Raw genomic sequence first — 22,053 nt, forward strand, 5'->3', positions numbered from 1 at the left:
CCTCACGGGGTTCGCACATCTGGGACCAAGAGAATAGTGGCGAGGGCCGGAGCCTACTTCACCGACGCCGACGAACCCTACGACAAACTCAAACGCGCCCTCCGCACCGAGGTCGACGAAGCCGCGTGGTCGTCGCTCTACTCCACCACCAGCTGCCCGTTCGATCCACCCAAGACCGGCAAGATCGCAATCAAAGTGATCAACCACTACGGCGATGAGGTGCTGAAGGTGTACGGCGTGTAGCAGGGGCTGCGGGTTTCAGGACAGCCATGCAGATTGCTCAACAATTCTCCTCCTACCTAAAGGAGATCGCCCAAGGTCATGGCCGAGAGGACTTGGCACTTGTCGAGCGATCATGGGACGAGTTTGCTGCGCTCTACTCACGTGTTGTAGCGCAAGTCGAACGCGTTCTGTCGTTCGCCTCGGATCGCCAAGCTAAGCCTTTGGCCCAGTGGCGGCGCGTCGCGGAAGTCGTTGCCTATGACCTCGCGGCTTCAAAGAGACTGCTTGATGAAGGATTCCGCGTGCAAGCTCCTGCGATGCTGCGAGTCGCAATGGAAACTGGGTGTACGCTCACGATACTCGGTTGGTCCAACCATCTCTCCGACTGGCTCGCAGGTGACCGCGTCGAGGTCCCATGGAAGGGCATGCGGAAGGGCAGGCGGCTCACCATTGACGATTGCACGTACGGGGAGCTGGCACGGTGGCTGCGGTCGCTGGCCGAACAAGCCGGAGCCTCGCAAACGGATCCTCAACTCATCACAATGATCGAGGACCTGAGCGAAGTACATGAAAGGTTTCGTCGCACGCTGGACGCGAACAAGTACATCCACAAGAGTCGAGAACTTGTGAACCAAACAGGATGGCTCTTCGGGCAGTTCCTTGAGCAGGTCCAAAGCGAAAGCAAGAAGGTAGAGGTTAGAGAAGGACTTCTCGATATGTGGTTCGAATTCCACGTCACGTTCGACCGGTGCCTCTACCATCAGTTGACTTCGCGCTTCATTGAGTTGTGCCGACTGATTGAGTGCCAAGGAGTGGGCCTTCCGCAGTCTGAGCGGAACGGCTTCACGGCGTTGGCAACGGAGCTGATGGCGGTAGGCCAGCAGTTCGAGGAGGCACTTCAGCCTCACTGGGCAGCGTGGGCCGCAAGACACGGTGAAAAAGTCAACTGATCGCAGCCCTGTGCCCTGTGCTCGCGAGTGGTCGGGCTGTGTCCCCTACCGTGTGGACGCGAGTTGCCGCGCGCGACACAGAAAGCTCTCCGTATTCCGTCGCTTCACCGCACGTCCGGCCTGCTCGTGTCGAACGAACCGAGCAGATTCGTCACAACGTCGTCTGGGCGCCACAAGGAAGTGTCAGGCGGGATTGGGCTCCCGTCGTGGCATGGCGCAGGTATAGAGGCCCTATGCCTGCGGAGCTTGCTCTGCGCTTGAAATTCCGAGCTCTGCAGGAAGGCTGCGGATTGTACGAGCGAGTTCCTGTTCTCTGTCCAGGGCCTCCTCCCCTGCACGGCGCCCGGAGATAATGCGCTCACTCTCCCCGAGGATCTTCCTTTCCAGAATGTCGACGCAACTGGCGAATGGGAACCTCTCGCTGAATATGTCGGCTTGCTCGCGTTCGGTGAGCGCAGCGCCGAGAATCTGGCGTATACCGGGATCGTCATACCACACCACGAACGGCTCCCCGCGGAGAGCCTCGATCGTTACAACGCAAGAGCGCATCAACACGAACGAATATGCGAAGAACAAATCCCAGAGCCTTTCGCTTAGGAAGGGACGGTGCATTTCAATCTGTGGCCCCAACTCCGCCAGCTCAGCCACGGTCTTCCAGTTACAGTCCTTGAGCAATTCGTTCTCGGGATTGCGGATTGCAGCTTCGTGTTCTCCCTTTGCGGGTACATCATGGAATCCCCGCATGAGATTCGTAGACACCCGCAGCTTGAGAACAGCGACCCATAGCGCCTCAGCGGCCTGGAGGCGGCGTTCGTGTGAAACTTGACTGCCGAACGCAAACGCGTCGCGGGTGGCAGCCGTCATTGATTCCATGGCGCGAAGTTCATGCCTCAGCCGTTCAACACTCTCTTCCGTTCGCCGGCGCTCCCGCTCCGAAACACGCCCCATCCATACTTTTCCGAGCCAGGCAGCCAAGCTCACAACGACCACCTGCACCCCGCCGAATATCCACAGCGAACTCGTGACAGCCTCGGTAAATTTCTGCACACCTTCGTCCATGAGCCCACCCTTCCACATCTGGCCGAGCCACGGGCCAGCGCTCGTGTATCGTGCCTCCAGCACGTTAGCACGATTCAAGAACGAGTCCGCTTCGGCTCACAACGCCTGCAGTTGGTGGATGACGGCGAGCATTCGCTCGACACCAGCGCCTTCGTCGTACGCGGGTCGTGCCGTCAGGTCGACGACGCCACACGCAGATACTGCCGGGTGAGCAGGAGCGGCTCGAAGCCCATCGCGGCGTAGAGGTGCTTCGGGGTGTCGTCGACACGCGCGCCGATGACGATCGGGCCGGCGCCCCGGGCGCGAGCATCGGCCACCGCGTGTACGATCAACGCGGTCGCGATGCCGCGATGGCGCCGCGCGGGCACGGTGAAGAGATCCTCTACGATCCCGACGCCGTTACGTCCGGGCCATGATGAGAAGTAGGCGCAGGCGACTCCCTCTTCGTACGCTAACCAGTGACGAATCGCGGGCGACTGGCAGCGCTTGTTGGTCATGAAGTCGGCAAGCGTATCGGGGTCCGGCGCGCGTTCACTTTGGTGGGTTCGCTCGTCCCATTCGAGCGCGACGAGTTCACCGTACGCGAGCCACTCGGGTTCGCTATGCACCAATCGAATGTCGACGGCGCGCGGCCGCGCCTGCAACTCTCCATGGAGCACCATCTGCAAGGTCTCGCTGAACGTGTAGTCGTCGATCGTGAGTCGCGCGACGAATTGCTGCGGCGTGAACGGATTGACCTCGAAGCGGCGGTGGCGGAACTCCGCAAACTCCGACTCGACCCGCTGCAAAAGCCGCGCGATCTCGGTCGTCACCGCGCATTGGACATGCGCCACGTGATTCGCATCGTAGCGCCGGGGGCATGAACGGTTGCGCACAAACCGCGCACCGTTGGCTTCGAATACCTCGTTGCCGACTTCGAGATAGCCATGCACGGTGTCGCAGACGCGGTGCATCAGATCATCGTCGTTCACCGTCATTGCCTCTCCTTCGCGTGAAGGGACTGTCGATTTTCTCCCAAGACGTGCTTCGACAAGCTCAGCACGAACGGATGATCGGAACGATTTCAATGACCCTATCCGTTTCACCCTGAGCCTGTCGAAGGGTGTCTTTCCCTCAACACCGAAAGCGCCACGCGCCAACGTATGCTGGCGCCACGCAAGCTTGACACGATTATCGCACCGGGCAACGGTTGCGGTCGCTGGTCGGGATTCGCATGCTCGTCGGACTGATTGCCGATACCCACGCGCAATTGCACCCGGACGTGCCGCGGACGTTTCGCCGGGTTGCGCGTATTCTCCATGCCGGTGATGTCGGCAGTGCGGCGGTGCTCACCGAACTCGCAACACTCGCGCCGGTGACCGCGATTCATGGCAATGCGGATCCGCCGGAGTTGCAGCGCACGCTGCCGGCGCACCGGATGGTCCGCTGCGACGGCACACGGATGCTGCTGGTTCACCACGCGCAAACAGATCACCGCTGGTTGCCTGACGTCGCGAGATTGATCGACACGCATCGGCCGCGCGTGGTCATCTTCGGTCACAGCCACGTCCAGTACGTCGCTGAGCACGACGGTGTGTTGTTCGTGAATCCCGGCGGCGGCGGCCGGCGGCGGTTTCGACTGCGACGGAGTGTCGCGTTGCTCACGGTCGGCGCTGGCGATCCGACCGCGCGGCTAGTGTGGTTGGACCGGGATTGAAGCCGCCACCGGTACTCGACCGCCCTTGCGCAGTCGATTTCCGATCGACCGCCATCGTCGACGCCGTCGAAAGGTCCACGCGCCTGCGAATTTCGTTCTCGCGTTTTGGCGTCCGCGTGACTATGCTCGCCGCATGCAAGCGGTGTTGCTGGCCGCGGGCCGTGGCACGCGCATGGGCGTGCTGACGGAGACATGCCCGAAGCCTCTGCTCCCTGTCGCCGGCCGGCCGTTGATCGAACACATCATCGCCGGTTTCGCCGCGGCCGGCGTGCGCGAGTTGGTCATCGTGACCGGCTACCGCAGCGAGCAGATCGAAACGGCGTTGGGCGATGGCGCGCGCCTGGGCGTGCGCATCATCTACCGCCGGCAAACCACCGCCGAGGGCACTGCGCGTGCTCTGTTGCTGGCGCGCGACGCGCTGGCCGACGAACCGTTCGCGCTCAGTTGGGGCGACATCTTGGTGCAGCCGGAGTTCTATGCCGCCATGGTGCAGCGCTTCCGCGCGCGCCCGTGTGATGCGTTGCTGGCGCTCAACGCGGTCGACGATCCGTGGGCCGGCGCGGCGGCGTACGTCGACGACGTTGGCCGTGTCAGCCGCATCATTGAAAAGCCGCGACGCGGCAGCTCGACTACACACTGGAACAACGCCGGCGTGTTCGTGTTCGATCAGCTCGTGCTCGACTACGCGGCGCGTCTGCAACCGTCGGCGCGCGGCGAGTACGAGCTACCGCAGGCGATCGCAGCGATGATCACAGACGGGCGCGCAATCTACAGCCTACCAATCGAAGGTTACTGGAGCGACGTCGGCACCCCGGACGATCTGCGCCGCGCCGACCGCGAATTTCCGGCCGCCGCGCCGCACCTAGGTGAGTCCACCGTGCGCCCGGCGCCTTGCCAGCCATGACCGCAACGATTGATCCGGACGACGGGCGCATCGCGCGCCTGCTGACGAGCTTCCGCAACCATTTTGGACGCCCGCCGACGCACCTCGTCCGCGCTCCCGGCCGCGTCAACTTGCTCGGCGAGCATACCGACTACAACGGTTTGCCGGTGTTACCGATGGCGATCGATCACGCGGTGATGATCGCGGCGGCGGCCAATGCCGACACGGCCGTGCGGCTACGCAACCTCGATGAAACCTATCCGGCGCGCAACTACCACCTTGCCTCGACCATCGCGCCGTTCGCTGGTGGTGACTGGGGCAACTATCACAAGGCCGCAACGCAGGGGCTGTACGCGACGCGCCACGGCACACTGCGGCAGGGAGGCGATTTTCTGGTCGACGGCAACATCCCCGCCGGCGCGGGGTTGTCGTCGTCGTCCGCCTTGGTGGTGGCGAGCGCGCTGGCCGTGCTCGCGCTCAACGACATCGAGATTCCATTTGCCGAGCTGGCCGAACTGCTGCCCCACGCCGAGCGCTACGTCGGCACGCTCAGCGGCGGCATGGATCAATGCATCAGTTTGCTCGCAGTCGCCGACCATGCGTTGCGCATCGATTTCTTTCCGCTGCGGGTGCGGCCAGTGCCATTGCCGTCGGGCTATCGCGTCGTCGTGTGCCACAGTCTCGTGACCGCGGAGAAGTCGGGCGCCGCGCGCCTGGCGTACAATCTGCGCGTGGTCGAGTGTCGCTTGGCGGTGCGCGCCTGCGAAGTGGCCCTGGCGCCGGCGCTGCCGCGCGCGCTGCGCACGCTGGGCGATCTCGCTAACCTGTTTCCCGGTCGCTCGCTGCCCGAGCTGCTACCCGCCGTCGACGCCCGGCTGCCACCGCGGCCTCTGACATTGGCGGAGATCGCGCGCGTGGTGGGCGCCAGCCCAATGCAGTTGCGCGACGAATGCCACATCCCCGGCGAGATCGGGGATCGTTTCACGGTGCTGCCGCGATTGCGCCATGTACTCACCGAAGCCGAGCGCGTGAATCGCGCCGAGCGTATCTTGGCGAGCGGCGACGCACCCGCCTTCGGCGCCTTGATGGATGCGTCGCACGCGAGTTGCCGCGACGACTATGAAATCAGTTGCCCAGAAATTGAAGAGCTCGTCGCCACGGCGAAGGAATCGGGGGCAGTGGGCGCGCGGGTAACCGGCGCCGGCTTCGGTGGCTGCATCGTCGCGCTGGTCAACGCGAGTGCGGTGAACAGCTTCCTCGAATTGATCGACCGGCGCTTCTACCGCCCACGGCTCGGCAATGGCGCGCGCACGGTCGGGCATCGATTCGTGTTTCAACCCTGCGCCGGGGCGACGGTCCGACGGCTCGGCGCCTAGGGCGATGACCGCGTTGTCGCCCCGTAGCATCGACACGTCAAATCTTCCGGCGGGTCCCGGTTATCGCGAGACGTTGCTGCGCTTGCTGGCGGCGCACGCGCTCGCGGAGAAGGTAACGGGCCTGGGATTCGCGCGCGCGTTGCCCGCTCTCGCCGGCTATCGACGACAGCACGCGATCGCCAAGAATGTCCTGGAGGAGCTGGATCACGCGCGCCTCATCTATGACCTGCTCGCGGAGCTCGATGTGGCCGAAGCCGCCGCCGATGCACTGGTCGCCGCCGCGTGGCAGGCGCCATCGTTCGACGCCCCGCGCGCGTTCGCCACCACGGATGGAGATTTCGTCGACATGCTGCTTGCCGGTTTCTGCCTCGATACCGGCGGGCTGCTGATGATCGGCCGCAACTACGCCGTGAGCAGCTACCGCCCGCACGCGGAGGCGGCCGACGCGATCCTGCGCGACGAGCGCGATCACGATGCTTTTGCCACCGCCGAGTTCCGCCGCGCCGTTGATGAACGCGGCGCGGTCATCGTGCAGCAGAAGGTCGGCGTGTGGATTCCGCGCGGCCTCAACTTCTTTGGACCGCCGCACTCGCGCTTCACCGCGGCTTGTCGCGCCTTCGGCTTCAAGGCGGTCGACAACAGCGAGCTGGCCGACGAGTTTCGTCGCATCGTCGAGCGGCGGCTCACTGCGGTCGGCTTGCAGATGCCGCGACTCACGCCGACCTACCCCCATCGCGTCCTGCTTCCGTCCGCATAGATCGGCCGTCACGCTCGCCCCTGTTGACTTGCTGCGTGCGTCGTCAGACAACGACGGGTATGCGCAGCTTCCGCACAGAGATCCCGCTGCACCTCAAAGCGCGGATGGCGTTCGTGAACATCACACCGCAAGTGGAAGCGGCGCTGGCCGAGAGCGGCATCCGCGAAGGGCTGTGCCTGGTCAACTCGATGAACATCACCGCGAGCGTGTTCATCAACGACGACGAGCCGGGCTTGCACGAGGACTATGCCCGCTGGCTCGAACAGCTCGCGCCGTTCGACCCCAGCCCCGAGCGCTATCACCACAACCGCACTGGCGAAGACAACGGCGACGCGCACCACAAGCGCCAGATCATGGGTCGCGAGGTCGTGATCGCCATCACCAACGGCAAGCTCGACTTCGGCCGCTGGGAGCAGATTTTCTACGGCGAGTTTGACGGCAATCGCACCAAGCGCGTGCTCATCAAAATCATCGGCGAATAACAGCATCGCAACGGAGGAACGCATGGACATCGGGCGAGTCGGCATCTGGACCTTCCTCGACCTGCACCCGACTGCGAAGGCGCAGGAGGCGGCGGCGGAGATCGAAGCGCTCGGCTACGGCGCGATTTGGATTCCCGAAGCGCTTGGACGCGAGGCTTTCACCAGTTCGGCGCTCCTGCTCGCGGGCACTCAGCGCATTGTGATCGCCACCGGCATCGCCAACATCTGGGCCCGCGATCCGATGGCGATGGCCGGTGCGCAGAAGACGCTCACCGAAGCCTATCCCGATCGCTTTCTGCTCGGCATCGGCGTCAGCCATGGACCGCTGGTCGGCATGCGCGGCCACAACTACGACAAGCCGCTGAGCGCGATGCGCGGCTATCTCGATGCGATGGACAGCGCGCCATTCATGGCCGCGACCCCGTCCACGCCACCGGTGCGCGTGCTGGCCGCGCTCGCACCCAAGATGCTCAAGCTTGCCGCCGAACGCGCCAACGGGTCGCACCCGTACTTCGTACCTCCCGAGCACACGGCACACGCCCGCGAAACCATGGGCAAGGGTCCGCTGCTCGCTCCCGAGCAAGCCGTCGTGTTGGAAACCGATCCGATCAAAGCGCGCGACATCGCCCGCACGCACATGGCCACGTATCTCGGCCTGCCGAACTACGTAAACAATCTGAAGCGGCTGGGCTTCAGCGACGACGACATCGCCAAGGGCGGCAGCGATCGCCTGGTCGACGCCATCGTCGTCTGGGGTACGGTCGAGGCTGTGGCCAAGCGGGTGCGCGCCCATCACGATGCCGGCGCGGACCATGTGTGCCTGCAAGTGCTCGATGCCGATCCACGCGCCATTCCCGTGCGCCAGTGGCGGGAATTGGCCGCTGCCCTTCTACGTTAAGTGCCCGCCCGGCTACGTTTGTGCGCGGCCAGGCGTTCGGCATGGCGTGTGCTGAGCAGGTTCCCGACTGGGAAACCCTATGACTTCCTACGAGGCCAATCCTCTCATCCGCCGGCAAGGGACCGACATGACGATCAAGCACGCACTAGTAGTCGACGACTCCAAGTCCGCCGGGCTCATGCTCCGCCGCATGCTCGAACAACACAGCATGATGGTCGATGTAGCCGAGTCCGCAGAAGCCGCACTAGCGTATTTGGGTGGGCAGCAGCCGGACATCGTCTTCATGGACCACATCATGCCCGGGATGAATGGCCTGGAGGCGGCGAAGGCGATCAGCTCCAATCCCATTACCGCCGCAATTCCGATCGTCATGTATACTTCGACCGAGGGCGACGCCTACGTGCAAAAGGCTCGCGCTCATGGCGCCGTCGCCATTCTGCCCAAGCCACCCAAGGCGGATCTGCTCAAGCGCATCCTCCAGCAGGTCGGCAACGGCGCGGTGAAGAACGCCCCCAAGGCGCCGACCGTTGCCCCGATTGCTCCGTCGCACGTCCCAACGCCGGCAGCGCTGACTTCCGAGGCGATCGAGGACCTCGCGCGACGGACGGCCGAGGCGGTCGTCCAGACCCTCGTGACCCGCGTGCTGCAAGAGCAGCTCTCTGAGCTGCGCCAGGACATGATCGCGCGGTGCGAAGATGTGGCCCGCCAAGCCGCGGTCGAACTCAACCAAGCCCAAGAAAGCGAGCTGCTGATCCGGGTGCAGGAGAAGCTGCAGGACCAGATCGAGGAGTTGCGCGAGAGCGGCGCCGCGCCCAGCTCATTGACGCCCGCGCTGCTCGAAGAAGTTACCAAGGTGGCCCGCTCCGTCGCCACCCGCGACGCGACCGAGGCCGCGACGCAAACCGCGCAGCGCGTCGCGCAACAGGCGGCGCGCGACGTCGCCAAGCACACCGCCAGCGACACCGCGAAACAGGTCGCCGCCGAGGTCTACTCCAGCCGCGCCAACGCGCTCGCCGATCAGTTGCGCGACCATGTGCGTGACCAACTCGCCGACGTCAACGCGCGCCTCGGCGAACCCGCGACCGTTTCGTCCGCCATCTTGGACGACATTCGCAGCATGGCGCGCTCGGCCGCCAAGCAGGAGGCGGTCGACACCGCCACGCAGACGGCATTGCGCGTGGCGCAGCAATCGGTGCACGAACTCGCCGGCCGCGCGGCCAAAGATGCGGCGCAACAGGTCGCCACCGAAGTGCTCAACGCGCGCATCGATCCACTCGCGAGCCAACTGTCCGCCCAACTCACAGAACAGATGGACGAGCGACTCGCCGAGTTCCGCGCGCTGCTCGCCAAGCCGACACGGCTCGCACCCGAGATCGAAGAGGAGATCAAGCAAGCCGCGCGCACCGCGGCGGCGCAAGCCGCGGTCGAAGCCAGTGCGCACGCCGTACAGAAGGCGACCGGACAATCGGCGCAAGACATCGGCAAGCAAGCCGCCAAGCTCGCCGTCCGCCAGCTCGAAGGCGCCCTCGCCTCCTTCGAGAGCCAGCAAGCCACTCGCATGGCCATCTTCGCTGCCGGCGCCGCGGTGGTCGGCATCATCGCTTCGGTCGTCGTCTTCTTGCTGAAGTAACGACCCACTACCGCACTCTCCCGCATGCTTTTGTAGGCCGATCTTCGGCGTGGCCGCCTCCGGCGGACGCATTTTTCTGTGTCGCGGAGATTAACAAGCGTTCACATATCTGGCATTGCATGAGGCAGATTCTGCCTCGGCGGGAGTGTGATCATGCTGGACCTTCTCATTCAGAACGCCACGGTCATCGACGGCACGGGCAAACCAGGCGTTCGCGCGAATGTCGGATTGCGCGATGGCCGCATCCTCTCGATCGGCGCGACCGACGAGCCCGCGAAGCGCACCCTCGATGCCACCGGCCTCACGCTGGCGCCCGGCTTCATCGATCCGCACACGCACTACGACGCGCAGATCTTCTGGGATCCGTTCCTGACTCCATCGAATCTGCACGGGGTCACCACGGTCATCGGCGGCAACTGCGGCTTCAGCCTCGCCCCGATCGGGGCCAAGGACGCCGACTACATTCGCCGCATGATGGTGAAGGTCGAAGGCATGCCGCTCGCCGCGCTCGAAAACGGCATCGAGTGGAATTGGTCGAGCTTCGGCGAATATATGGACTGCCTCGAAGGTCGCGTCGGCTTGAACGCCGCCTTCCTAGTCGGCCATTGTGCCCTGCGCCGCTCGGTGATGGGGGACGGAGCGGTCGGCACGCCCGCCACGACCGACCAAATCGCGAAGATGACCCAGCTCCTGCACGAGTCGCTCGCGGGCGGTGGCTTCGGATTCTCGTCGTCGCAAGCATTCACGCATTCGGATGGCGACGGCAATCCTGTCCCCTCGCGCTTTGGTGGGCCCGAAGAGATGCTCGCGTTTTCCAAAGCCGTCGGCGAACATCCCGGTACGACGCTCGAGCTGATCGTCGATGGCTGCATGACGCAGTTCGGCGAAGCCGAGATGAATTTGATGATCGCCATGTCGCGCGCCGCCAACCGGCCGGTGAACTGGAACGTCATGCAAGTCTCGGCCGCCAATCGCGGCCGGCACGAACATCAGCTCGCCGCCGGCACCCGCGCCAAGCGGGCGGGCGCGCGCATCGTCGCGCTGACGATGCCGATGCTCGGCGGTGTGAAGATGAGTTTTCTCGACTACTGCGCGCTCAATCTGCTCCCCGGATGGGCGTCGATTCTCGATCTGCCGCTGCCCGAGCGGGCGCGCGCGCTCGCCGATCCGGCGACGCGCCGCCGAATGCGCACCAGCGCCGAAGCCGTCACCGGTGCGCTCGTTAGCCTCCAGCGGTGGGGCGCCTACGAGATCGGCGAAACGTTCGCGCCGCAGAACGAAGGACTCACCGGACGCACGGTCGACGAGATCGCGAAACAACGCGGGAGCGATCCGTTCGAGACCCTCTTCGATATCGTCGTCGCCGATGAGCTGCGGACCGGCTTGTGGCCGCATCCGGCCGACGACGACGCGGAAAGTTGGAAGCTGCGCGTGCAAGTGTGGCGCGATGAACGCGCGATGATCGGTGGCTCCGACGCTGGCGCGCATCTCGATCGCATGTGCGGCGCTCGCTACCCGACGATCTTCCTCGGCGACGTCGTCCGCGAGCGCCAACTCATTTCGGTGGAAGAGGCGGTGCACATGATGACGGATGCTCCGGCACGCTTCTTTGGTTTGAAAGAGCGCGGGCGCATCGCCGTCGGCTGGCACGCCGATCTCGTGCTGTTCGATCCGAAAACAATCGCGTCCGAGCCAATTCGCATGCGCGCCGACCTGCCCGGTGGTTCCGACCGCCTCTTCTGCGGCGCCCGCGGCATCGAGCACGTGCTGGTGAACGGTGTGGAGATCGTGACCGCAGGCAAGGAAACCGGCAATCTCCCCGGCCGAATCATGCGCTCCGGACGCGACACCGAATCGGTCACAGTTGGCAGTTAGTCCCAAGGCGAAGACTTGATGGAACCGCCGATGGACGCCGATCGGAGCTTTCAGCAAATCCCATCGGCGTGGATCGGCGTGCATCGGCGGTTCCCTTTCCTCGTTCGGGTTGATCTCCACTCATGGCGAAACTTCGAGTATCGACACGGGGGCGCGTTCTGATATCCAGAAGGAACCGCCCGCAACCCGAGGAGTCGCGATGACTGCCGCCTCTTACCGGTCAATGAACGAAGCGTTGGAGATTCTCTCCGCCTACGGACCCGATCTCAGCAACGGCCTCACCAGCCACGCGCCGATGGCGGCGGAAGCGTTGTGTGCGCTCGGCCGGCCCGACGCGGTGATCCCGTGGATCGAGCGTTACCGCAAGGGGATGTTGCCGCGACTGTCCGTTCGCGAGCGGATCACGCGCGAGAACTGGCGCAGCGCACTCGCGCAGGAGCATCGCTTCGGCGACTGGAGCGCGTTCTTCGGCGAAGAGCTGCGCGCCGGACCCTGGCGCGAGGTGCTCGATCGCTGGGTGAGCCGTATGGCGCCCGGCATCTGCGCCTCGGCAACCCACGGCGTGATTCGCGTCGGACACGCGGTGCGCAGCTTGGCCGAATCCGAATCGCCAGGCCGCCTCAGTGAACTAGCCGACGCGCTCGCGTCGTGGGCGTACGCGTATCAGGAACTGCCGACGAGCGCCGGCGTGAGCGATCGCGCGATGCGTCCGCGCGAAGCCATCACCAAGGTCGCGGTTGTGCCATTGGAACAGCGTCGCTTTACCGGAACCATCGTCGGGTCACTCGTGGGGCTGAACGACTTTCCCGACTTCGCGCCGGTGATTGGGCTCGTCGATGTCAGCGGCGATGCGAATCAGTTGGTCTCCGAGCTAACGGATGTCTTTGCACGCATGTATCTCGCCAACACCCACGACATCCTGACCGCGATCGTGTTCATCCACGGGGTCACCAGCGTCACCGCGCTGGCCAGCCTGTTGCCGTATCTCGATGACGCGACGGCGCGCGCGGCGCTCCGCTTTGCATGGCAAGCGGGCTGCGGCCTCTACGCCGCCTTCGGCAGCCGCCCGGCGCCGGAGGGCGCGATCGACCCGCCGGGCGAAGATGCCGACACGCTCATCGACATGGCGATCGCGCACGGCGACGAGCACGCGATCAAATTCACCGAAGCCTGTCTGCGCCAATACGCGCGCAATCCGTCGCCCGCGTACTTGGCGGCCGCGCGCAACGCGCTGGACGTCTTGCCTGCGGTTTCGTAAGAATGTCGAACCTTGCTCAAACGCAAAGGCGCAAGGACGCGAAGGCACAAAGCGAATATTCGGATTGAAGCCCTTGCGGCTTTGCGCCTTGGCGACTTTGCGTTGAGTTCTTCTTCTCCGGATGGAGATTGGGAGGGGTGACCATGCCAGCCATGAAAGGATCGGACGTCGAGTTGCTGCACCCGGTCGTCACGATGGTCGGGCGAGTGATGTTCACACTGATCTTCTTCTTGTCGGGCATCACGCACCTCACCAGCATGAGCGACTACGTGGCCCTGATGCCTGCCGTGATTCCGTTTCGCGCATTCTGGGTCATCATCTCCGCGGCGGTTGAGCTAACCGGTGCGACGTTGATTGTCACCAACCGTTACCCGCGCCTGGGCGCTTGGTTGATCGTCCTCTTTCTCATTCCCGTGACCATCACCGTGCACGGCGTCGGCATGGTCGCAGCGCCAGACGCGCAGATGGCCGCGATCCAGACCTCGTTCTTCCTGAAAGGCGTGACGATGGCGGGCGCCGCGCTGCTGATCACGCAGCTGGGGGTGCAGCGGTCCTAACCTCGATCCAATAGCGGTTGATCCGATCCTTGCTACCGTCCCCGGACAATCTGCCAACCGATCCGGCCAAATCATCTGCGCCCCATTGTCGTAGCCCGCTCGCTCGCCTAGCGTTCGTGCATGCACATTGCCATCGGCCTCTATGAACGGTTCACGTCGCTCGACGCTATGGGTCCATTCCAGGTGCTGTCGAGTCTCCCTGGCGCGCAGGTGACCTTCGTCGCAGAAAAAGCGGGCCCGGTCACCGACGAATCGGGCTTCCTCACCGTGAACGCGCGCGCCGCGTTCGCCGATCTACCGAACCCGGATATCTTGCTGGTACCCGGCGGCATCATCACCGGTACACTGGTGCCAGATCATCCGATCGTCGGCTGGATCGCGCGGGCCCATCGGACGACGACGTGGACCACGTCGGTCTGCACCGGTTCGCTGCTGCTCGCGGGCGCCGGCGTTCTCGCGGGGGTCGAGGCGACGACACACTGGGGTGCGATGGACGATCTCGCGCGGCTCGGCGCCGTGCCCGTGCGCGAACGCGTCGTGCAGCGCGGAAAGATCGTGACGGCGGCGGGCGTGAGCGCCGGAATCGACATGGCGCTGACGCTCGTGGCCGCAATCGCGGGGACGGAGTTCGCGCAGACGTTGCAGCTCATGATGGAGTACGATCCGGCGCCACCGTTCGACACGGGGTCGCCTGACAAAGCAGGCCCGGAGGCCGTGCAGCGAGCGCTCGCGGCGATGGCGGAGGTGCTGATGACGCTGGCACGGTGAGCGGGTTCACCGCAGAGACGCGAAGATTTGAGTCCGATCGTTCGGCATAACGAACGCCCTGGAACGACTCTCAGAGCAATGGACTCTCTTCGCGAAATAGTCGCCTTGCGTCTTCGCGTCCTTGCGACTTTGCGTTGAAGTATTTCCGGTTTTGGCGTTAGCACCCGGCCGCGCGCAGATATTCACCCAGCGTGGTGGAGTCGTTGGCCACTGCCAGCGCCGTCTCGCGGCGGATCCGATTGGTGCGCACTAAATCCGTGAGGCTGCGTTCCAGCACCAGCATGCCATCGCTTCCGCCGGCTTGGAGTGCGCTGACGATCTGCGCCGTGCGGCCCTCGCGGATCAGATTGGCCACGGCGTGGGTGACCCTGAGCAGCTCCACGGCCGGAACGCGACTCGTTCCATCCGCCGTCGGCAGCAGGCGTTGCGAGATCACCGCGCGCAACGAATCCGCGAGTTGTACTCGGATTTGCCGCTGGCGTTCGGGCGCATAGGTGTCGACGATCCGCTCGACGGCTGATGCCGCCGTGCGGCTATGCAGACTCGCGAAGACGAGGTGGCCGGTCTCGGCCGCCGTGAGGGCCAGGCTGATGGTTTCGGGGTCGCGCATCTCGCCGATGAGAAGGATGTCGGGATCTTCGCGCAGCGCGTCGCGCAAGCCGGTGGCGAAATCACGCACGTGCGTCCCCACTTCACGCTGGCGGACCAGTCCGGACGCGCGCAGCGGCCGGATGACGTACTCGATCGGGTCTTCGATCGTCAGCAGCACCTGCGAACGCGCCCGCAGCGCGTGCTGCACGAGGGCAGCTAACGTGGTGCTCTTGCCACAACCCGTCGGTCCGCAGGCGATGACCAGCCCGTGCGCAAGGTCAACGAGCGGTTCGAGCAGCGATGGCAGATTCAGATCCGCGAGCGGTGGCGCTTCTCGCCGGAGAATGCGCACGGCGGCGCACAACCCTTCTTCGCTGGCGTAAACGTTCACGCGTACTCGTCCCACTCCCGGCAAATCGAAGGCGCGATCCACCGAGCCGCGGTCTCGCACGCGCTCCAACTGCGCTGGCCCGGCGAGCAGCGCCGTCGCATCGAATCCCGCCGTGTCATCGAACACTCGTAGTTCCCCATTGATGCGCACAATCGGCGCCCGCTGCGGACTCAAATGAATGTCGCTGGCGCCCTGAGACGCGGCTCGCGTCAGCATGTCGACGAGCAGCGCCGGGATTGCGCCGGTCTTCTCGACAGCGCTGCCGGGGGACTCGGCGCGCTCGCCAATCCCGTCTCCGTCGCGACGAACCCGCACCTCCAACATCGACTCGTCCGGCTGTGCAAGCAGCAGGCTAAAGTTCCCCAACTCGGCGCTGGTGTAGCTGAGCGACAAGTGGCCGCGCGCGCGCAATTCCGTTTCATGCATCGTCCACAGATCATCGAGCAACGCGCGGATACGTTCCGTGGACATCGCGGGAATCGTCAACGGCAGCTCGGTGTCGCCCTGGAACATCCGCGGCCGACGATCGGATGCAAGCCGCAGCTCGGTGCCCGCCTGTTGCACGAGAATCTTCAACACACTGTCGATCGGCTTCACGTCTTCGCCCGTTCAGCGAACATTTGCCTGAGCCAGCGCAGCGCCGCAACTCACGCGTCAGATGCTCGCGTCATGACTCCCGATCGATGCGCTTGCCCATGCTGACGCGCGCTTCGACGGTGTAGCCGAGGCGCTCGTAAAATCGTACAACCGCGTCGTTCGATGCGCGCACTTGCAGATTGATTTTCGGGCAGCCGCGTTCGCGCAGAGCGGCCTCGGCGTGCCTCATCATGCGGCGGCCGACGCCGCGGCGCTGCGCGTCGGGATCGACGCCGAGATAGTTGATCCAACCGCGGTGGCCATCGTAACCGGCCATCACTGTCGCAACGACGCGATCATCGATCACGCCGACGAAGAACAGCTCCGGTTGTGCGCGTAGCTTGAGGGCAATGTCGCGTTGCGAATCGTTCGACGGCGTTGCCAGATCGCAACGACGCCACAGCTTGATCACCGCGTCCTGGTCGGCGGTCTCAAAGGGACGAACAACCAGTTCACTCACCAGATCGGCTCGCCTTCGTGCCGCACCAACGCCTGGAAGGCTTCGGTCAATTTGCGTGTGATCGGGCCAGGCTTACTGTCGGCGATGGGGCGGCCGTCAGCTTCGGTGACCGGCATCAACTCCGCTCCCGTACCGCTGACGAAACATTCGTCCGCAGTATAGACGTCATAGCGCGTCAACCGCGCTTCATTTGCAGCGATACCGGCTTCGGCGGCGAGTTCGAGAATCGCGCCGCGCGTAATGCCTTCGAGTGCACCGTCCTGCGGCGACGGCGTCAGCAAACGACCACCGCGCACGACGTAGAAATTGTCGGCGGTACACTCGGCGATGAAGCCATCGGCGTTGAGCATGATGGCTTCGTGCACTCCGGCGCGGTTGGCATCGGTCTTCGCCAGGATGTTCTTGAGGTAGTTGAGCGACTTCACGCGGGGATCGAAGGCGTCGTGCGACACCTGCCGCGTCGCCGATGTTATGACCTTGATGCCGCTGGCGTACAGCTCGCGCGGATAGACCGAGATATCGGTGACGATGATGATCACGCTGGCGCGCGCGCATTTGCGTGGATCAATTCCCAGATCGCCGGCGCCCCGGGTGACGACGAGGCGAATGTAGGCGTCTTCCTTCTCATTGCGCCGCACGGTCTCTCGCACCGCCGCCGTCATCTGCGCGCGATCGAGTGGGATCGTCAGCGCCAGCGCCAGCGCCGAGGCGTAGAGCCGATCGAGGTGCGCCTCGAGTCGGAAAATTCGCCGGTTGTAGACCCGGATGCCCTCGAACACACCGTCGCCGTAGAGCAGGCCGTGATCGAAGACCGAAACCTTGGCGGTCTCGCGTGAATACCATTCGCCGTCGATGTAGATGTGCATGCACTAACCTCGCTCGCGCGCCGCCTTCGGTCAAGCGTCGCTCGGCTTGGGCCATGGGCGGCACAACAACTGCGCGCCGCCGCTGGCGAGCTGCTGACCATCGACCGACCAGATCGTCACCCGGCCGCCAATCAGGCCGTGCGCGGCAATCGCCGCCGATGCATCGCACAACAACCACTCCGATGTCGGAGCGGCGCGATGAAAGTGCGCGGTGACGTCGAGACTCGGCGCCATAAACGGCATCGTGTCGGCTTCGTATGCCCGGCAGCACGCCGGCCACACCAGCGTGTCGATCAGCAGCAGCGAGCGCGCCGCGTCGGTGAATGGATCGCCGAACGTCGCCGTCGGCCGGAAGCGATACCATTCGCGCCACTCCGGCGCGCCCGCCTTGCGCTCGGTCCACGGTACCCATTCGATCGGTCGCGACTCGAGGTTCTGCCAGAACGCGTAGCCACTCTTACGATCTTCGGGCGCGACCAGCTCTTCAATCGATTTCAGCGCATCAGGCGTCGGCACGGTCGGCATCTGCGCTACGTCGTGCTCGAGTCCCGGCACCTCATCGACCACCCAGACGATGGCTTCGAGGATCGGCCGCTCTTGCTGCGTCATCGACACACGCAGCGACGCCGCACGTTTGGTCGCACGCAGCGTGGTTACCCGCAGGTCAACCACATCGAACGCGGCGACACTGAGAAAGTGGCAGGTGAAGCTCGCCGGACGCTTGAGCGGCGTCGCGGCGCCGGCGGCGCGCAGCGCGATGGCGGCGACATAGCCGCCGTTCGGACCCCAGATCTCCCAATCGCGTGACAATCGCGCGCGATAGTGGCCGTCACGTCCTTCGACGGCCGTGTCGATCCCGAAGTCACCCATGGGCGCATTGCGCCATAAGCACTACCGTTCGTGCAAGAGGTGCGATCGAACATTCGTAGAGCGACGATGAGATGCGCTACGCGCGCCCGACGGCCCGCTGCGCCGTCGCGAGATCGTCGCGGGTGAAACGGAAGCGCCGCAGCGTCAGCCCCGACAAGAGATAGAACAGCGCCGGGAACCACGAGTACATCCACAGCATCCACAGCTTGACGGTTTCGCTCTGCGGCGCGCCGGGCACATAGCCGACGTGTTCGAGGACTTGCAACGCGGCGAAGCCGGTGACCGCGTTGCCGGCTTTGATCACAAACGACCACAGCGCGAAGTACGCGCCTTCGCGTCGCCCTCCGGTTTGCATCTCGTCGTGATCGATCAGATCGGCCACCATCGACGGCGGCAGCGCTTGGTAGTTGCCGAAGCTGATGCCGCCGAGCACCAAGATCACCGAGAAAAATCCGATCGAGCCTTCGCTCAGCCAAAAGCACGCGGCGCTGGTGAACGTCGCGAGCACGATCGCGATGCCCCACGTCCCACGTTTGCCGAAGCGCGCCGCCACGCGGTTCCACAGCGGCAGGGACACCACCGCGCTCAGAAAGTAGATCAGCAAGTAGTACGACCACGTCGGCAGCCACTCCGGGATCGACTGCGCCCACCACGCCGGAGTCCCGATGATGTAAACGGCGATGTAGATCACCAACACCGCCGGCACCGCACCGGCGATCGCACTGAAGGCGAACGCAATCAGCAGGACGCGGAACGGCTTGTTGCGCAGCGTGGCGATGATGCCGGCGTACGGATTCATCGCCGGCCGGCCTTGGAATTCCGGTCGCTCACGCGCCACTGCGCCGGAGAGAAACAGAAAGAACGAGGTCCCGAGGCCGAGGATCGCCCCCATCGCGCCGTAGCCGGCGCGGCCGCCGTAGAGATAGATCAGGTACGCTGGCAGGATCGTCGCTGCGAGCAAACCCACCAAACCCCACCCTTCGCGCACGGCGATCACTTGCGTGCGCTCGTGGTAGTCGTCGCTCATTTCCGCGCCCAGGCTGTAGTAGGGGATCGCGCCGATCGTCCAGATGAAATAGGTCAGCGTGTAGAGCACCAGCAGGTACAGCAACAGCGCGTTCTGATTCTGCGCGGGATCGGCTACCACCGGCGGCGCGAACAGAAGGTAGAACGCCACGCCCAACGGCAGCGCCGACCCCATGATGTACGGTCGCCGGCGTCCGAAGCGCGTGGTGGTGCGATCGGAGACGTAGCCCATCAACGGATCGACGAACGCATCGAACAGGCGCGCGAACAGCAACGCCCACGACACCAAGCCCGCCGACAAGCCAACGTAGTCGGTGTAGAAGAACTGCAAGTTGACCGCGACCACCAGCCCAAGCAAGGCGAACGCGAAGTTTCCCGCGCCATAGCCAAGCATTGCCGCCGCTCCGAGATTGGTACGGCGCAGTGAGTGCATCGGTTCGATTGCTGGTTGCGGTAACGCCATCGGGAGCTTCTCATAGCTCAAGCAGGGATGGTCAGGCGAGCGCAGCCGGGCTTCCTTTCGCGATCGCGCGACTCGGTCGGGTTGCCCTGCGGGGTTCCCGCCCCAGCTCGCATATTGCCCTTGGCAAGGGTCGGATAAGCCTGTTACAGTCCGACCCGATTCGTAGCTCGCGTGTCATCCTACGGGGGAAATTAGGATGCGCTGTCGGCCTGTCAGTTGGTTGATCCTCGTCTCATCTGTATCGGTGCCTGCGTCGGCGACGACGAGCTACGCTCAGGTTGTTCAAGTGCCGACTTTCGAAGTCGGGACCACGATCGCTGGTTTTGCAACCAACGGCGTCGATGTCGCCGCCGGCACCGACGGCTCTCTCCTATTCGCGTGGGACAATGGCACGAGCTACCTCTATCGCGGCGTATATATCAGCGCCCCAACCAGCTCACTGACCGTGCGCCACTTCTCGGCGCAAGGTGCGCCATTGGGAAATGCGGTGCGGGTCGATGACACTGGCGGTGTGGAGTGGACCATCGCCATCGCGCCCGATGCGCGCGGTGGCTATCTTGCCGCGTGGCCGTCCACAAAAGGTGTCGTCGCGTCGCCGCCGTACCAGCAAACCTTACGCGGGCGTCTGCTCGACAGCGCGGGAATCCCTGACGGGGATGCGTTCCTCATCGATGAGGACCAGTCATCGATGCTAAAATTTTTCCCGGCGATCACCAGGCTCGCGACCGGTTCGGTCGCGGCATGGGCAGGGGATTGCCGCGCGCGACTTCTGGATAGTGCTGGTGCGCCGCTCGGGGCGAGCTTCAACATCGGGAGCTGCAGCTTCGTTGATATGGCGCCGCTGCCCGATGGTGGCTTCGTCATGAGCCGATCGGTCGACTATCCCGGACCGACGAGTTGGGTTCAGCTGTTTGCCGCGAACGGCCAACCTCGAGCGCCGGCGATCTTGGTTAGCTCTCAATTTGTCGCGACCAAAGTTGCCGCGGCACCGGACGGTCGATTCGCCGTGCTCGGTTCGACTCGGGACGAACACCAACTCTGGCTCCGCTCCTACGCCAGCGATGGCACGCCTGCCGGCGACGCCATTCTGATTCATCAAGTGGACCCTGCCGACCCCATCCAGGCCGGCATCCCGCACGAGATGCTCGATATGAAGTCAGATCCCAACGGCAATCTCTTGGTGGTTTGGATGTATCTGAACAGTGGGCTTAACTCGCCGTTGTTCGGTCAGGCCTTCGATATCACCGGCAACCCGTTCGGTCCGCCCGCACAGCTCTCCACGCAGTCTGGCATTCGGCTTCGCAGCGCAGCCCTTCCCGACGGCGGCTTCGTCAACACGTGGGTCTACTACAACACGATCTATGGCAATGTCGTTTCCATCTGTCCCCTCGATGCGCCGAACTGTAGCGCCGGATCCCGCAGCCCGACCGTAACCGCGACGGTGACTGGGACGCTACCGGCCACCGCAACGCCGACGATCACGCCGACGCCGTTGCCGTGTGGCGACGGGAAACTCGATAGCGGCGAGGAGTGCGACGACGGCAACACTGTCAGCGGGGACGGGTGCGATGCGAACTGTACGGTGAGCCGTTGCGGCAACGGCATCGTCGCGGGCAAAGAACTGTGCGACGACGGCAATCAACTCGATGGTGACGGCTGCGACTCCAACTGTACCCGCACCGCTTGCGGCAACGGAATCGTCACCACCGGCGAGGAGTGCGACGACGGCAACACGCGCGACGGCGACGGCTGTGACCACCGATGTTTACGCGAGATCTGTGGCAACGGCCGCGTCGACGGCCTCGAACAGTGCGACGACGGCAATACGATCGACGGCGATGGGTGTGACGCCAACTGCACCACCACGCGTTGCGGCAACGGGATCGTCACCAAGGGCGAAGAGTGCGACGATGGCAACACCGTCAGTAGCGACGGCTGCGACTTTCGCTGTTTGCGTGAGCAATGCGGCAACGGCCGCGCCGAAGGCAGCGAGGAGTGCGACGATGGTAACGCCATCAACGGCGATGGCTGCGATGTCAACTGCACGATCAGCCGCTGCGGCAACCGCATCGTCGCTCCCAACGAAGACTGCGATGATGGCAACACGCTCAGCGGCGACGGCTGCGACCGCCACTGCGTGGCCGAGGTGTGCGGCGACGCTCACCTCGCCGACAACGAAGAGTGCGACGACGGCAACACCGTCAACGGCGACGGCTGCGACATCAACTGCACGCGCTCGCGCTGTGGCAATGGCGTCGTCAGCCCAGGCGAAGAGTGCGACGACGGCAACGTGATCAGCGGCGATGGCTGCGATCGCAATTGTCTGCTGGAGCAGTGCG

The 22,053-nt window shown here is 64.4% G+C and carries 20 protein-coding genes and 1 pseudogene; 14 read left to right on the top strand and 7 right to left on the bottom strand.

Going from position 1 to position 22,053, the window contains the following annotated elements; all coding sequences use genetic code 11:
* Positions 1-51 precede the first annotated feature (51 nt).
* Positions 52-243: pseudogene (locus HYR72_13825) on the top strand (hypothetical protein).
* A 26-nt stretch (positions 244-269) separates the two neighbouring features.
* Entirely contained in the window at positions 270-1,172 is a 903-nt protein-coding gene (locus HYR72_13830) for a hypothetical protein (GenBank protein MBI1816054.1), read from the top strand.
* Positions 1,173-1,403: 231 nt separating this feature from the next.
* On the opposite strand, the gene HYR72_13835 is transcribed toward HYR72_13830, so the two are convergent.
* On the bottom strand, positions 1,404-2,231 hold the full coding sequence (locus HYR72_13835) for a hypothetical protein (GenBank protein ID MBI1816055.1): 828 nt from the start codon (positions 2,229-2,231) through the stop codon (positions 1,404-1,406).
* Between the two features lie 173 nt (positions 2,232-2,404).
* Positions 2,405-3,208: a GNAT family N-acetyltransferase gene (locus HYR72_13840; protein ID MBI1816056.1), complete on the bottom strand. Its 804-nt coding sequence runs from the start codon at positions 3,206-3,208 to the stop codon at positions 2,405-2,407.
* Positions 3,209-3,444: 236 nt separating this feature from the next.
* Here HYR72_13840 and HYR72_13845 point away from each other — a divergent pair, with 236 nt between their 5' ends.
* The 11 genes from HYR72_13845 (at position 3,445) to HYR72_13895 (ending at position 14,411) form a co-directional block, all read left to right on the top strand.
* Positions 3,445-3,927, top strand: coding sequence for a metallophosphoesterase family protein (locus tag HYR72_13845; protein ID MBI1816057.1), 483 nt, complete (start codon positions 3,445-3,447; stop codon positions 3,925-3,927).
* Positions 3,928-4,060: 133 nt separating this feature from the next.
* Positions 4,061-4,831, top strand: a complete 771-nt coding sequence (locus tag HYR72_13850) for a nucleotidyltransferase family protein (protein MBI1816058.1) — start codon at positions 4,061-4,063, stop codon at positions 4,829-4,831.
* Positions 4,828-6,186, top strand: a complete 1,359-nt coding sequence (gene galK / locus HYR72_13855) for a galactokinase (GenBank protein ID MBI1816059.1) — start codon at positions 4,828-4,830, stop codon at positions 6,184-6,186. Before HYR72_13850 ends, galK begins: the two co-directional genes overlap by 4 nt.
* Positions 6,187-6,190: 4 nt before the next feature.
* Positions 6,191-6,943, top strand: coding sequence for a phenylacetate-CoA oxygenase subunit PaaI (locus HYR72_13860; GenBank protein ID MBI1816060.1), 753 nt, complete (start codon positions 6,191-6,193; stop codon positions 6,941-6,943).
* Between the two features lie 59 nt (positions 6,944-7,002).
* A complete protein-coding gene (locus HYR72_13865; GenBank protein MBI1816061.1) occupies positions 7,003-7,425 on the top strand; it encodes a YjbQ family protein in 423 nt (140 codons plus the stop codon).
* 22 nt (positions 7,426-7,447) lie between these two features.
* A complete protein-coding gene (locus HYR72_13870) occupies positions 7,448-8,323 on the top strand; it encodes an LLM class F420-dependent oxidoreductase (GenBank protein MBI1816062.1) in 876 nt (291 codons plus the stop codon).
* 127 nt (positions 8,324-8,450) lie between these two features.
* Positions 8,451-9,953, top strand: coding sequence for a response regulator (locus HYR72_13875; GenBank protein ID MBI1816063.1), 1,503 nt, complete (start codon positions 8,451-8,453; stop codon positions 9,951-9,953).
* A gap of 153 nt (positions 9,954-10,106) precedes the next feature.
* On the top strand, positions 10,107-11,828 hold the full coding sequence (locus HYR72_13880; GenBank protein MBI1816064.1) for an amidohydrolase family protein: 1,722 nt from the start codon (positions 10,107-10,109) through the stop codon (positions 11,826-11,828).
* A gap of 199 nt (positions 11,829-12,027) precedes the next feature.
* A complete protein-coding gene (locus HYR72_13885; protein ID MBI1816065.1) occupies positions 12,028-13,086 on the top strand; it encodes a questin oxidase family protein in 1,059 nt (352 codons plus the stop codon).
* A gap of 143 nt (positions 13,087-13,229) precedes the next feature.
* A complete protein-coding gene (locus HYR72_13890) occupies positions 13,230-13,643 on the top strand; it encodes a DoxX family protein (protein ID MBI1816066.1) in 414 nt (137 codons plus the stop codon).
* Between the two features lie 120 nt (positions 13,644-13,763).
* Positions 13,764-14,411: a DJ-1/PfpI family protein gene (locus HYR72_13895; GenBank protein ID MBI1816067.1), complete on the top strand. Its 648-nt coding sequence runs from the start codon at positions 13,764-13,766 to the stop codon at positions 14,409-14,411.
* A 157-nt stretch (positions 14,412-14,568) separates the two neighbouring features.
* Here HYR72_13895 and HYR72_13900 read toward each other — a convergent pair whose 3' ends face one another.
* The 5 genes from HYR72_13900 to HYR72_13920 all read right to left on the bottom strand — a co-directional run bounded on the left by HYR72_13900 (position 14,569) and on the right by HYR72_13920 (position 19,714).
* Positions 14,569-15,609 carry a PilT/PilU family type 4a pilus ATPase gene (locus HYR72_13900; GenBank protein MBI1816068.1) on the bottom strand — a complete coding sequence of 347 codons (1,041 nt, stop codon included), beginning with the start codon at positions 15,607-15,609 and terminating at the stop codon, positions 14,569-14,571.
* A gap of 451 nt (positions 15,610-16,060) precedes the next feature.
* A complete protein-coding gene (locus tag HYR72_13905; protein MBI1816069.1) occupies positions 16,061-16,492 on the bottom strand; it encodes a GNAT family acetyltransferase in 432 nt (143 codons plus the stop codon).
* Positions 16,486-17,355 (bottom strand): branched-chain-amino-acid transaminase, encoded by an 870-nt coding sequence (gene ilvE / locus HYR72_13910; GenBank protein ID MBI1816070.1) that lies wholly within the window; start codon positions 17,353-17,355, stop codon positions 16,486-16,488. Before ilvE ends, HYR72_13905 begins: the two co-directional genes overlap by 7 nt.
* 30 nt (positions 17,356-17,385) lie before the next feature.
* Positions 17,386-18,225 (bottom strand): thioesterase family protein, encoded by an 840-nt coding sequence (locus HYR72_13915; protein MBI1816071.1) that lies wholly within the window; start codon positions 18,223-18,225, stop codon positions 17,386-17,388.
* Between the two features lie 76 nt (positions 18,226-18,301).
* Positions 18,302-19,714 carry an MFS transporter gene (locus HYR72_13920; protein ID MBI1816072.1) on the bottom strand — a complete coding sequence of 471 codons (1,413 nt, stop codon included), beginning with the start codon at positions 19,712-19,714 and terminating at the stop codon, positions 18,302-18,304.
* 286 nt (positions 19,715-20,000) lie between these two features.
* Here HYR72_13920 and HYR72_13925 point away from each other — a divergent pair.
* Positions 20,001-22,053: DUF4215 domain-containing protein (locus tag HYR72_13925; GenBank protein MBI1816073.1), on the top strand; the 2,053-nt coding region annotated here is incomplete at its 3' end.

It is taken from the genome of Deltaproteobacteria bacterium (assembly GCA_016178705.1).
GTDB lineage: Bacteria > Desulfobacterota > Binatia > HRBIN30 > JACQVA1 > JACOST01.

Bases quoted from the DNA above. Each gene is read 5' to 3' on its own strand.
- galK (MBI1816059.1), top strand. From the start codon at position 4,828: ATGACCGCAACGATTGATCCGGACGACGGGCGCATCGCGCGCCTGCTG.
- HYR72_13850 (MBI1816058.1), top strand. From the start codon at position 4,061: ATGCAAGCGGTGTTGCTGGCCGCGGGCCGTGGCACGCGCATGGGCGTG.
- HYR72_13840 (MBI1816056.1), bottom strand. From the start codon at position 3,208: ATGACGGTGAACGACGATGATCTGATGCACCGCGTCTGCGACACCGTG.
- HYR72_13835 (MBI1816055.1), bottom strand. From the start codon at position 2,231: ATGGACGAAGGTGTGCAGAAATTTACCGAGGCTGTCACGAGTTCGCTG.
- HYR72_13865 (MBI1816061.1), top strand. From the start codon at position 7,003: ATGCGCAGCTTCCGCACAGAGATCCCGCTGCACCTCAAAGCGCGGATG.
- ilvE (MBI1816070.1), bottom strand. From the start codon at position 17,355: ATGCACATCTACATCGACGGCGAATGGTATTCACGCGAGACCGCCAAG.
- HYR72_13895 (MBI1816067.1), top strand. From the start codon at position 13,764: ATGCACATTGCCATCGGCCTCTATGAACGGTTCACGTCGCTCGACGCT.
- HYR72_13890 (MBI1816066.1), top strand. From the start codon at position 13,230: ATGCCAGCCATGAAAGGATCGGACGTCGAGTTGCTGCACCCGGTCGTC.
- HYR72_13870 (MBI1816062.1), top strand. From the start codon at position 7,448: ATGGACATCGGGCGAGTCGGCATCTGGACCTTCCTCGACCTGCACCCG.
- HYR72_13880 (MBI1816064.1), top strand. From the start codon at position 10,107: ATGCTGGACCTTCTCATTCAGAACGCCACGGTCATCGACGGCACGGGC.
- HYR72_13885 (MBI1816065.1), top strand. From the start codon at position 12,028: ATGACTGCCGCCTCTTACCGGTCAATGAACGAAGCGTTGGAGATTCTC.
- HYR72_13900 (MBI1816068.1), bottom strand. From the start codon at position 15,609: ATGCTGACGCGAGCCGCGTCTCAGGGCGCCAGCGACATTCATTTGAGT.
- HYR72_13915 (MBI1816071.1), bottom strand. From the start codon at position 18,225: ATGGGTGACTTCGGGATCGACACGGCCGTCGAAGGACGTGACGGCCAC.
- HYR72_13860 (MBI1816060.1), top strand. From the start codon at position 6,191: ATGACCGCGTTGTCGCCCCGTAGCATCGACACGTCAAATCTTCCGGCG.
- HYR72_13920 (MBI1816072.1), bottom strand. From the start codon at position 19,714: ATGGCGTTACCGCAACCAGCAATCGAACCGATGCACTCACTGCGCCGT.
- HYR72_13875 (MBI1816063.1), top strand. From the start codon at position 8,451: ATGACGATCAAGCACGCACTAGTAGTCGACGACTCCAAGTCCGCCGGG.
- HYR72_13845 (MBI1816057.1), top strand. From the start codon at position 3,445: ATGCTCGTCGGACTGATTGCCGATACCCACGCGCAATTGCACCCGGAC.
- HYR72_13830 (MBI1816054.1), top strand. From the start codon at position 270: ATGCAGATTGCTCAACAATTCTCCTCCTACCTAAAGGAGATCGCCCAA.